We start from the raw sequence: 12,315 nt of genomic DNA on the forward strand, positions 1-12,315 counted from the left end.
GATGTACATATCAAAAAGTGCAAAGTTGGGGAAAGATGTAGAATATGGTTATAATGTGGTTATAGAAGATAATGTTGTAATTGAAGATGAAGTGGTTATAGGTCATAACGTAGTTGTAAGAGAAGGGACTGTTATTAAGAAAGGAAGTGTTATAGGAGATAACACGGTATTGGGCAAAAGACCTTTTAAGGCTAAATCTTCCGCAACTACAGAAGAAAAAGAATTGTTACCGTTGGTTATTGGAGAGTATGTTACAATAGGTGCAAATTGTGTTATATACAGAGGAGCTGTATTAAATAATTTTGTTTTTGTTGGTGACCTTGCAAGTATAAGAGAAGATGTTGAAATAGGCGAATTTACAATAATTGGAAGAGGAGTAACAGTTGAAAACAAAACTTCTATAGGCAGATATGTGAAAATTGAAACAGAAGCTTACATAACAGCTATTTCTACGATAGAAGATTATTGCTTTATTGCCCCTGAGGTTACATTTACAAATGATAATTTTTTGGGTAGAACGGAAGAAAGAAAGAAATTTTTCAAAGGACCAACGTTAAAAGTTGGTGCAAGAATAGGAGCAAATGCAACAATATTACCTGGTATAGTTATTGGTGAAGATGCATTGGTTGCTGCAGGAACTGTAGTTACAAAGAATGTACCGCCAAGAAAAATATATGTAGGGGTACCTGCAAAAGAACTTCGAGATGTTCCAAGTGAACAACTTTTAGAAAATCAAAGTTTTTACAAGAATTTATAAAAAACGATCCCTAATATCCCTGATAAAAGAATTATAAAAATTGGATCTATTTTTGTTTTGATAAACAGTATGAGCGATAAAAGAGTGATAAGTATTTGATAGAAATTTTCTATATGTAAAGCCAGTGATTGGATAGTTAATAAGATAAGGAAAATTACTCCAAACTTAAGGGCACTAATTAATTTGTTTGAGATTTTGTTTCTGAAAAAGAAAAATAACGTTGTAAAGGTTATAGGTGCAACCAAAACTGCAAGAGAATTTAGTATTGCTCCCGTTAAACCAAACGTCTTTAGGCCAACGTAAGTTGCTATATTTAAAAAAACGGGTCCAGGAGTCATCTGGGCTATTGAAAGAATCTCTTTAAATTGTTCGGGGGTTAACCAATTGTTTGAAAGTACTTCGTTCTGTATTATTCCAATAATTGACCATCCACCGCCAAATGCCAAAAAGCCAATTTTTACAAATGTGAGAAAGACTTTAATCAAATTTTTCACCTCATTTTGGTTCATTCCATGACATATAATCACAATCTGGATTTGAACATGCCCAATATATTTTGTTGTTTTTACTTCTTTTCATAACAACTACAGAACTACATTTGGGGCATCTCCCCGCCGCAATTTTATATCCGGAAACTGTAAAATCACAATTGTCACATTTAAAGTAATATCCAAATTTTCCTTTTTTTCTTGTTAAATGTCCGCCACATTTTGGACATGAATTTTCAGAAACTGTTTCTTTTATATTTTTTTCAATAGCTTTTTGTATGTATGCATTGTTTTTGATTATAACTGCATTTAATGTGTTATCGATGCTTTTGTTTTTCCCACAAGATTCGCAGTTTAAGTACAATCCATATTTTCCTATTTTTAATTTATATGTATTTTCACATTCTTCGCATTTTAAATCTGTTTCATAGTTTATTGTATAGAATTCCTTTTGTGCATTTAATAAGTCTTTTGAAAATTTAGAGTAAAATTCATTTAAGACTTCTTTCCACTTTTTTTCTCCTTCTTCTATTTTGTCCAATTCCTCTTCCATTAGTGCTGTAAATTTTTTGTCTACTATTTCTGGAAATTTTTTTGTTAAAAAGTCTTCTACCACAAAACCAAGGAGTGTGGGAACGAGTTCTTTTTTTTCTTTTACAACATATTTTCTTTGGAGTAAAGTAGAAATTATGGTCGCATAAGTGCTTGGTCTTCCGATTCCTTCTGCTTCTAGTGTTTTTACAAGTGTTGCTTCGGTAAATCTTGAAGGTGGTTTTGTAGCGTCTTTCTCTACATTTATTTTTGAAACTTTGTATTTTTCTCCTTCATTAAGCTGTACAGCTTTTTCTGTAGTTTCTTTTTCAGGGTAAATTATTTCAAAACCATCAAATATCCTATGCGAAATTGTTGTTCTAAATTCGTATTTTCCACTTTTGAATATATAGGTTTTGTCTTTGTAGGTAGCCTCTTTCATTTGTGAGGCAACGAACCTTTTCCATATGATTTTGTATAATTTGTACATATCTTTATTGAGCAGATCTTGTGCAATCTCAGGTGTTATTTCAACATTTACAGGTCGTATACATTCATGGGCATCTTGTACGTTTTTCTTTTTTTTCTTTCCTTTTTTGGTTGTACCAAGATAATTTTCTCCAAATTTTTTTTCTATAAATGCTTTTGCCATTTCTTTTGCTTCTTCTGAAACGCGAGTTGAATCAGTCCTCATATAGGTTATAAAGGCGATATGACCTTCTTTTGTATCCACACCTTCGTACAACGCCTGTGCAATTTGCATTGTTTTTGAAACGGGAAACCCCAGTTTTGTTGCAGCGTCTTGTTGTAATGTACTGGTTATGTATGGTAAAGGTGAAGATTTTTTTCTTTCTTTTTCTGAAATTTTTTCAAGTATTACTTCTTTTACCGTTTCTTTAATGTCATTTGCTATTTCTTCAGTTATGTTTTCTTGTTTTATCTTTTTTCCAGAAATTCCCCAAAGGTTTGCTTTCACCTTTTTTATTTCTATAGAAACTTTGTAGAATTCCTTTGGTTTAAATAAGAATCTTTTTCTTTCTCTATCACATATGATTTTTAGTGCCGCTGATTGAACCCTTCCTGCACTCATTGCACCTTTAATTATTTTCCAAAGAAGGGGACTTATTTTGTATCCAACTATTCTGTCGAGTATCCTTCTTGCAAGCTGAGCATTTACCTTTTTTATATCAATCTCTCTTGGATTTTCTACGGATTTTTTAATGGTATTTGGAGTGATTTCAGTGAAAATTATACGGTTTTTTCCAGATAGATTTAAGATATTTGACAAATGCCAGGCAATAGCTTCTCCTTCTCTATCCATATCTGAAGCTATAAGTACTTCTTTTCCCTCTGTTTCTTTCTTTATTTTTTCAATTACCTTTTCTTTCCCGGGAATTATCTCAAATTCGGGCTCAAAAGTTTTAAGGTCCACTCCAAATTTTTTTGGTGGAAGATCCCTAACGTGTCCTTTGGATGATATAACTTTAAAATTTTTCCCCAATATCTTTTCTATAGTTTTTGCCTTTGCCGGAGATTCAACAATTATTACTTTCTTTTTCTTTTCCACATTATCCCCTCTCAATGTGTTTTAATAAAAAGCGTCTTCCAAGATTTGGATCAAAATCACTCCACTCTTTATCTGGATTTGTTTCTAGCTCTTTTTCTTTTATATTTTGTATTCTATTTAACTTTGAATCTAGATTTTCTATCATGTGCAAAATAAACGCTTCAGGAGTTTTTGGAACTATGGGAGAACCCCATTCCAGTTCTCCATGATGAGAAATTATCATATGGAGAAGCTCGGTCTTTAATTCTTCATTAAGGCCTATACTTTCTATTTTTTTCTCTACAATTTCATAACCTTTTACAATATGGCCTATTAATTCACCGGATTTAGTTATTTCAATCCCTTTTGGGTTAATAACATAATCGTATATTTTTCCAATATCGTGTAATAGCGCTCCTGTAATTAAAAGATCACGATTTATCCAAGGATAAACCTTTGAAAGGTTATCACACATCTTTGCAACAGTAATGCTATGTTCTGCAAGTCCTCCCCTATAATTGTGATGAATTTTTAAACCTGCAGGTGCTTCTTTAAACTTTTCAGAAAGCTCTTTATCGTTAAATATTTCTTCCAATAGTTTTTTAAGATGATAGTTTTTAATCGATTTTATCATGTTATTTAGATCTTTCATTATTACATCTATTGGAATTTTTGATTCGGCCACGAATCTTTCATAAGAATATTCGTTGTTGTTTAAGACTATAATATCCGAGTCTTGGAGTATATTTAGTTGCAATCTTCCGTCATAAAGTACTACTTTCCCATTTGCCCTAACAACATTTCCAACATCTATTTTTGAATCGTTTTTTTCTGCGTTAAACCAATCAATAGCTCTTAATATGCCTGTTTTGTCTTCAAATGTGATAAGTAGGTATTTTTGACCATTTTTATTTTCGAGCAGTCTTTTGCTTTTAACTTTTACTATTAATTCTACTTCGGAGTTAATGTAATTTTCTAGCTCTGAAATAAACGGTTCTTTAAATTTTTCAATTAATTCTTTAGGTAATTTCAAAGTTCCACCCCTTTGTATATTCTAGGTACTCTGCTTGATATTCTGCATGTTACTTCATAATTTATACTTCCCACCTTTTGGGCTATTTCTTCTGCGGTGATTTTTTCATTTCCCTGGGAGCCGATTAGAACAACTTCATCACCTACTTGTACCTCGTCGTCCGCTTCAACTACGAATTGATCCATACATACCCTTCCCAAAATTTTCCTTCTTCTTCCCCTTATTAATACTTCTCCCAAGTTTGATAGATGTCTCCAGTATCCATCTGCGTATCCCACGGGAATTGTTGCAACCTTCATCTTTTCTTTTGCTCTGAATGTTCTACCATAACTAATTGATTCCCCTGGTTCTATATGTTTTACATGAGAAACTATACTTTTCCAAGTAAGAACAGATTTTAAATTTTCATCTTTTACTTCATTACTTGGCATCAGTCCATAGCTTGCTATTCCTATTCTCACATAATTTTCAATTGGAACAATACCAAGAATAGCCCCCGCACTGTTGTTAACATGTTTTATTTTAACATTTAAATTTAATTCTGAGAATAACTTGTATTGTTTTTTGGTAAATAAAATATCTTCCTTTTTTGTGGAATCGGCCACTGCAAAATGTGTATATGCTCCTTCTACGATGAATTCATTTTCAATCAAAGCATTGTAAAATTTTTTTGCATCTTTAGGCTTTATACCAACTCTATTCATTCCCGTGTCAACGTTTATATGTACCTTTGGCTTTTTCTTAAGTTTTTTGTAAAGTTCAAATTGTTCCCAAGAAAGCATGGTTATAGTTATGTTGTTTTCAACTGCAAGCTCTACAAAGTCTTTATCTATGTAATTAAAGACCAATATATCTGATTTTATACCATTCTTTCTTAAAGTTAAAGCTTCTTCTAGAAATGCAACTGCAAAATAGTCTATTCCATACTTTTCCGCTGCCTTTGCCAAGTATATTGCGCCATGCCCATATCCATCAGCCTTTATCACAGGCATTACTTTAGAAGGTGCACATTTTTCTTCGAAGTATTTTAGGTTGTGTATATAATTTTTAAGGTCTATTTCTGCAAAAGTTCTTCTACTTTCCGTAAACATCCCCCCATTGGTGGAAAAGTATATTTTTTTCCTTCAGACCTAATTTTAACACAAAAGTGGGAATATCTAAAATATTCTATTTTAGAGAGATCGAATTTTCTTTTGTAAAATATTGTATTTATCTCCAAGAAGTTCTCTTTTAATTTGGCGGAAAATGTAATTGTTTCTAAAAAGAGGGAAAAAATTACAAAGTAAGAAAAAAAAGTTACTAAGAAGATGTGGAGATTTATGGGAAGGAATAATATGTAGAATAGAAAGTAGTGTGAAATAACAAAAATTAAAATTGTTAAAATTCTATACATAAAACAAAGCGGGACTTCCCCGCTTATTGTGCCTCCACCTTTGTACTTACGTATCTTTTTACCTTACCTGCACTTAGACAATCTGTACAAACCCACATTCTTTTGATTTTTCCTTCGTCTGTTATTACTCTAACTTTTTGTAAATTTGGCTTAAACCATCTATTTGTTCTTCTGTTTGAGTGGGATACGTTCTTTCCAGTTACGGGTCCTTTTCCACATACTTGACATTTTGCCATAGCATTTCTCCCCTTTCTTTTATTTTATTTAATATTGTCTACTCTAACACAAACTATATTTTACACTTTTGTTTTTAATGTGTCAATTTTTAAAATGTAAAAAATGTGTTTCATTAATCAAAAACTCTAATGGCTTCTGATGCTTTTATCTTTTGTGCAAGGTTTGCAGGATAAATGGTGAAAATTCCCGTTATTAAATATACGCCTGATATGATGAGTATAATTTTCAACCAGGGAATTGTCATTTTAAAATCAGGTATTTCGGAAATTATCATTTTGGAAATATCGTTTATTATGAACATATTTGTAAAAAGTGCGGTGAGAATTGCAATGGAAACAATTAAAAAGGCTTCTGTTAGGAAGAATTTGAATATAATCTTTTTGTGTACACCTATGGCTTTTAAAGCACCAATTATTATTCTTCTTTCGTATACGTTTTTAAGGCTCAATATAGTTAGTCCTGAAAAACCGCTTATAAATCCAAAGTAGAAAAGTTGAATGGCTATGTTAACAAAGTACCTTATTCCAGAAAATATTTTATCCAATTCTTCTGTGATGTACAAAGGAGAATCAAATTTTTCATATACAATTTGTTTTGCCTTATCTGCATATTCTTTTTTTATAACTCCGGCATATCCAGATAATGCTCCCGAAATTTTTTTGTCGTATACAAATAATCCGTCAAGTGGTACTAATAGTTCTTTGGGATCATAGGTATTAGTAACTGTGAATTTTTCTGTAAATTTTGCACTAATACCTGGCAATATTCCCATTATTTTTATATTATATGTACCTTCTTTAAAAACCTTTTCATTTCCAATACCTTCTTTTAATTCCATTTTGGAAATATTTTTGTCACCTATCTTAAGGTTTTTATATATATCATCCGAAGCAAGGATGATAACTAAGTCTTTTTTGTTATCTATTTTGGCGTTAACGAGTTGTATTTTAGATATGTTTTCAAACATAGATTTAAACTTTTCATCTTCTGTGTAGTATGAAAATTTAAAGAAGCTCTTTAAAGGATTTTCTATTATTAAAAAATTATAGCCAAAAATACCAGTATCAAATTTTTGGTTTATGTAATCAAAAACACTAGTTGGAATTGTTGCAGTTAGTAATATAATTAAGGTGATTAATGTATATACGAAAAAGATTACGTAATTTCTCAATTTCTGTTTTTCTATATATGAGATTGATAAAATAGAGGGTATGTTGTATATCTTTCTAAGTAGGTATTTTATAAATGGTAAAATAGAAAATACCAAGTATATACTTCCTAGTAGGAATATGATAGAACGTGTAAGATAATCCCAGTTAATTCCCGTTCCTATTTTTGTTAACGCTAATAAGATTGCCAATGTACCTGAGATTGCCTGTATGTAGTTTTTTCTGAAAAAGATTGGGATGATTAAAATAGTGAAGATTAAAGTGTAAAATAAATTAAATGGTATGCTGATTATTAATATTCCAAACATTGCAAAGTAGAAAAACCTTTTTTTGGGAAGTATTTCTGCATCTGAGAGTAAGATAACTGGTGATAATTTTGCAAAAGATATAGAACGTATGAGTAGTATAAATATTGGGACTATAATTGAAACTATGATACCCAAAATTATAGTTTTTAATGTGATATAAAATGGTATTTTTTCTGGAATTACAGTGTTTGAAGAAATAATTTCAGGTGCTTTGTTAACTAATCCCAAGAGATATTTACCAAGGCCTATTCCAAATAACGCACCAACCAAAGATGAAAATAAGATGTAAAAGAATCCCTCTAAAAACAAAAGTAAACCTGTTTTATACTTTGAAGCTCCCAGTGCTCTCAACGTTCCAAACATTTTTCTTCTTTCTTCTGCTAGTACTCCAAAAAAGTTTGATATGAATAAAAAACTACTTAATAGTGCAAAACCACTAAATCCTAAGAACAAATAACCTATTACCTTATTTAGTGGAGAGTATTTTAAGTTGTATTTTGTTGGAGTGGTTCTAAGGTTTAATTCTTTTGAGATACTTTCGGCGATTTCTGGATGTTTTTTAATATCATTTCCCAAAGAAATAAACACCGTATTTGGTTCTTTGTATGTGTATATTTTAAGTTTTAATAATAAATCTTTAGGCATAAATATACTACCATTTGTCATGCCCGTTTCTCCACGAAAGTTTAATTCTTCAGAGCCGATGCCATCGATTTTTACGCTCTTTATACCATTAACGGTAACAAGGTTTACGTAATCCCCTTGTTTTATATTTAACGTATTTGCAAGGTCTTTCGAGAGAATTACACCTGAAACGTTCTTTTTAGAAAACTTTGAAAAACTTTCATCGTAACCTATTGCAAATACATCTGCAAAGTTATTACCGTATTTTATCCTTGTGGACACTAGCTCAACAAATACGTAATCCTTGATTTTATTTGTTGACTTTAGATAACTTAACATTTGACTTATTTTATTTACGTCAAGTGTTCTAGGGAAAAAGAATGTATCACTTTTATCTTTTGCAACGATATCTATGTTTCCAAAGTTGTTTTTGATTTTCTGGGCAAACCAGTTATCAACGGAATCATTTAGTGATAGTGCTCCTACCACTAGCATAGTTGCTATCATACTTCCTAAGATTACCAAAAGTGATGTTTTCCAATTTTTAATAATATTTCTAACTGGTATCTTTACCATAATTTTCACCTAGGATTCGTCGGACATTTTAAATAGGAGTTTTAAATATCTACTTCTCGATGGGTGTCTTAGTTTTCTTAATGCTTTAACTTCAATTTGCCTTATTCTCTCCCTAGTTACATTAAAATATTGCCCCACTTCTTCTAATGTTTTTGATTTTCCGTCTATTAGTCCATATCTCATTTTTAAAACTAATTTTTCTCTATCATTTAACGTTTCCAGTACTTTTTCTACTTCTTCACGTATTAACATTCTCATAGCTTCTTTTTTAGGGGATGCAATACTTTCATCGGCCACAAAATCCCCTACAGTTGAGTCTTCATCTTCACCAACTGGTGCTTCAAGTGATGTGGTTTCTTTTGCCGCTTGAAGTATTTCTTCAACCTTTTCAACGGGTTTTCCTATTATTTTTGCAAGTTCTTCAATGGGGATTTCCGTTCCGTGTTGTTGATAATAGTCTCTCATGATTTTTTGGACTTTATTTATAGTTTCCACCATGTGTACTGGGACCCTGATGGTTCTTGCTTGGTCTGCAATAGCCCTTGTTATGGCTTGTCTTATCCACCATGTTGCATATGTGGAGAATTTGTATCCTTTCTTCCAATCGAATTTTTCCACAGCCTTTAACAAACCAACATTTCCTTCTTGGATGAGATCTAAGAAAGAAAGGCCTTTTCCTACATATCTTTTTGCTATACTTACCACAAGTCTTAAGTTTGATTCAACTAGCTTTTGCTTTGCCCTTTCATCTCCTTGCTGAGCACGTCTTGCAAGTTCTCTTTCCATAGATTGGCTGAGTAGAGGAATTTTTCCAATATCCTTTAGGTACATTTTAATAAGGTCTTTTGTTGCCATGTTGTCGTAAAATCTTGGAGATTCTTCAAGAAAATCTTCAAGTGATACATCTTCTATCTGTTCTTGGGGATTATTTTCCGTAATTAATATGTTGTTTTTTTCCAATTCTTCGTATACTTTTTCGAGTATATTACCATCAAAATCATCTATCTTTTCAGGAGGTAACATTTTATCTATATCGTCGTATGTTACAAACCCCTTTTCCTTTCCTACTTTTATTAACTTTTCAATCTGCTTTTCAATGGAAAATCCCTTTGTTTTTGCCATCAGGAGTTCACCTCCTAATATTTTTAAGCTTTCTTACAAGCTCTATTCTCGTATTGAGAAGAAGTCTTTTTTCAGAAGGATCTTTTGAGTTTTTTATGTATTCGTCAATTTCTTCCAACCTTTTTTCGAGGCTTTTTTCTTGTATTTTTTTCTTTATTTCTTCTATATACTCTTCGTTTATTTCAACATGTTTCATTTTTTCAAGTACTTCTTTTATATACTCTTGCAGTTTTTTAGACAAATTCTCAAAAGAAAAGTTTTTTAAGTGTTTTAGAATTTCTAGTGAACGATTATTTAAAATCTTAGGGTCAATTTCTAGATCAATTTCGGGATAGTTTATGAGAATGTAGATTATTACATCATCTAGAGAAAAATTGCTTTTTTTAACAATTTTTGTGGTGGAAAGACTACTTCCCGAGATTTCTTTTACAACACTTTGGAAAATTTCCAATCTTTTTGGAAAATTTTTAAACAAATTTTCCCAATTTTTTATTTCTTTTAAAAAGAGCTGAATGGCGTTTGGATTTTCAAAGTTATATTTTTTACTCAAAGCAATAGGTATAAATTTTTCCGCAGGTATTGCTTCTTTAATAAAGTTGTACAATCCTTCTTTTCCATTTGTTCTGTAAATTTCATCTGGATCTTTTTCTGCAGATTTATTTGCAACCATTACATTAAAGCCCATGAGAACTAATATTTTAATACTTTGGAGAGCTGCCTTTAATCCTGCAGCATCTGTGTCAAATGAAAGTACCACGTTTGATGTTATTTTTTTCAATTTAAATGCATGAAATTTAGTAAATGCAGTTCCAAGTGTTGCTACTGCATTTGTTATATCTGCTCTATGGAATGCAAGTGCATCAAAGTAACCTTCACAGATAATGGCAAAGTCTGCAATTTTAATTTGATCTTTTGCTCTGTCAAGTAAAAAGAGTGTTTTTGATTTTTTGAAAAAATCCGTTTCAAAGGAGTTCAAATACTTTGGTTGTCCTTCACCTAGAAGTCTTCCACCAAAGGCTATTATCCTACCATTCTCATCTTTTATGGGAATAATTAACCTTCCCTCAAATAAATCTTTTGTAGAGAAACCAAACTTTTTCAAAATTTTTATTCCCAAATTTTCTGCAACTTTTTGTGGGATTTTTGAATTTAAAGGGGAGAATCCAAACTCATACTTTAGTATCTCTTCAGCTGTAAAGCTCCTTTTTTGCAGATATTCTACAGCTATTGAATTTTTTTGTAGGTGTTTTTTGTATTCTTCGTGTATTAGTTCATAGAGTCTATAATATAACTGTTGAAAAGATGAAACTTTGACATCAACTTTTATTCCAACTTCTTTTGCAAGCTTTTTAACCGCTTCACTGAAAGATATGTTCTCTATTTCTTCTAGAAACTTAATAACATCCCCAGACGCTCCACATCCAAAACAGTGGTAGGTCTTGAAGGATGGATTCACATAAAAAGATGGTGTAGTTTCGGTGTGAAATGGACAGAGACCACGATAATTATTTCCTACCTTTTGTAGGCTTACATATCGGGAAACAAATTCCACAATATCTATTTTTGATTTAATTTCTTCAATAACTTGTTTTGGGAACATAAATCACCTCTTTAAGAGAAGCAAAAATGCGGCAGCAAACATGCTGCCACAGGGGTATTAACGTTTGGAGAATTGGGGTGCACGTCTTGCTTTTCTGAGACCGTATTTTTTCCTTTCCACCATTCTGGGATCTCTTGTTAGCATACCTTTTTCTTTTAATGTTGGTCTTAAATCCGCGTTGTATTGTAACAATGCCCTTGCTATACCAAGTCTAATAGCTCCTGCTTGTCCTGATTTTCCTCCACCATTAACCCTTATCATTATATCAAATGAGCCTTCTAAGCCAGTAACTTTTAATGGTTCCATTGCGTGGAGCGTCCATACGGAGTTCTTGAGATATCCGTTTAAATCTTCATATTCTTTATTATTAACAACAACTTTTCCATTGCCTTCTTTTAAATAAACCCTTGCAACAGAGGTTTTTCTTCTTCCAGTGCCCATGTAATATTCAGCCATGTCAACCCCTCCTTATTAAAAACTCAATTCAACTGGTTTTTGTGCTTGATGAGGATGTTCTGAACCAGCGTATATTTTTAATCTTTTTAACGCCCTTCTTCCAAGTATTGTTTTTGGAAGCATTCTTTTTACTGCAAGTTGTATTAATTTTTCTGGATTTCTTTGGAGTAATTGTTTTGCGGAAAATTCTTTAATTCCACCTGGATATCCTGAGTGTCTGTAGTATATCTTTTGAGTCCATTTTTTTCCGGTGAGATTTATTTTGTCTGCGTTTATAACAACAACGAAATTACCACAGTCAACGTGAGGAGTCCAATTCGGTTTGTTTTTTCCCATTAAAACAGTTGCTATTCTAGTAGCAAGTCTTCCAAGTGTTTGGCCTTCCGCATCTACAAGGTACCAATCTCTCTGTACTTCTTCTTTTTTTAAAAGTGTTGTTTTTTGTATAGGCAAAGGTCTTGCCATTGTTATTCCT

Annotated in this window: 11 protein-coding genes; 1 reads left to right on the plus strand and 10 read right to left on the minus strand. The window is 31.9% G+C overall.

Annotation, left to right across the window (positions count from 1 at the left end):
* The first annotated feature begins 1 nt into the window (after position 1).
* Positions 2-757 carry an N-acetyltransferase gene (locus tag TMEL_RS05320; protein ID WP_012057243.1) on the plus strand — a complete coding sequence of 252 codons (756 nt, stop codon included), beginning with the start codon at positions 2-4 and terminating at the stop codon, positions 755-757.
* Here TMEL_RS05320 and TMEL_RS05325 read toward each other — a convergent pair.
* The 10 genes from TMEL_RS05325 to rplM all read right to left on the minus strand — a co-directional run bounded on the left by TMEL_RS05325 (position 742) and on the right by rplM (position 12,305).
* A complete protein-coding gene (locus TMEL_RS05325; protein WP_012057244.1) occupies positions 742-1,242 on the minus strand; it encodes a chromate transporter in 501 nt (166 codons plus the stop codon). The two genes, TMEL_RS05320 and TMEL_RS05325, sit on opposite strands and share 16 nt — an antisense overlap.
* Before the next feature lie 10 nt (positions 1,243-1,252).
* Positions 1,253-3,343, minus strand: a complete 2,091-nt coding sequence (gene topA, locus TMEL_RS05330; RefSeq protein ID WP_012057245.1) for a type I DNA topoisomerase — start codon at positions 3,341-3,343, stop codon at positions 1,253-1,255.
* A gap of 1 nt (position 3,344) precedes the next feature.
* On the minus strand, positions 3,345-4,355 hold the full coding sequence (locus TMEL_RS05335) for a 3'-5' exoribonuclease YhaM family protein (RefSeq protein ID WP_012057246.1): 1,011 nt from the start codon (positions 4,353-4,355) through the stop codon (positions 3,345-3,347).
* Complete coding sequence (alr, locus tag TMEL_RS05340; RefSeq protein WP_012057247.1) at positions 4,352-5,446, minus strand: alanine racemase; 1,095 nt, start codon at positions 5,444-5,446, stop codon at positions 4,352-4,354. Before alr ends, TMEL_RS05335 begins: the two co-directional genes overlap by 4 nt.
* Positions 5,447-5,771: 325 nt before the next feature.
* Entirely contained in the window at positions 5,772-5,984 is a 213-nt protein-coding gene (gene rpmB, locus TMEL_RS05350; RefSeq protein WP_012057248.1) for a 50S ribosomal protein L28, read from the minus strand.
* A gap of 113 nt (positions 5,985-6,097) precedes the next feature.
* Entirely contained in the window at positions 6,098-8,662 is a 2,565-nt protein-coding gene (locus TMEL_RS05355) for an ABC transporter permease (protein WP_012057249.1), read from the minus strand.
* Between the two features lie 9 nt (positions 8,663-8,671).
* On the minus strand, positions 8,672-9,784 hold the full coding sequence (gene rpoD, locus TMEL_RS05360) for an RNA polymerase sigma factor RpoD (protein WP_012057250.1): 1,113 nt from the start codon (positions 9,782-9,784) through the stop codon (positions 8,672-8,674).
* A 7-nt stretch (positions 9,785-9,791) separates the two neighbouring features.
* Complete coding sequence (dnaG, locus tag TMEL_RS05365) at positions 9,792-11,384, minus strand: DNA primase (protein ID WP_012057251.1); 1,593 nt, start codon at positions 11,382-11,384, stop codon at positions 9,792-9,794.
* A 57-nt stretch (positions 11,385-11,441) separates the two neighbouring features.
* On the minus strand, positions 11,442-11,840 hold the full coding sequence (rpsI, locus tag TMEL_RS05370) for a 30S ribosomal protein S9 (protein ID WP_012057252.1): 399 nt from the start codon (positions 11,838-11,840) through the stop codon (positions 11,442-11,444).
* 15 nt (positions 11,841-11,855) lie between these two features.
* On the minus strand, positions 11,856-12,305 hold the full coding sequence (rplM, locus tag TMEL_RS05375) for a 50S ribosomal protein L13 (RefSeq protein WP_041426215.1): 450 nt from the start codon (positions 12,303-12,305) through the stop codon (positions 11,856-11,858).
* Positions 12,306-12,315: the final 10 nt, after the last annotated feature.

The sequence above is a fragment of the Thermosipho melanesiensis BI429 genome, from assembly GCF_000016905.1.
Taxonomy (GTDB): Bacteria; Thermotogota; Thermotogae; order Thermotogales; family Fervidobacteriaceae; genus Thermosipho; species Thermosipho melanesiensis.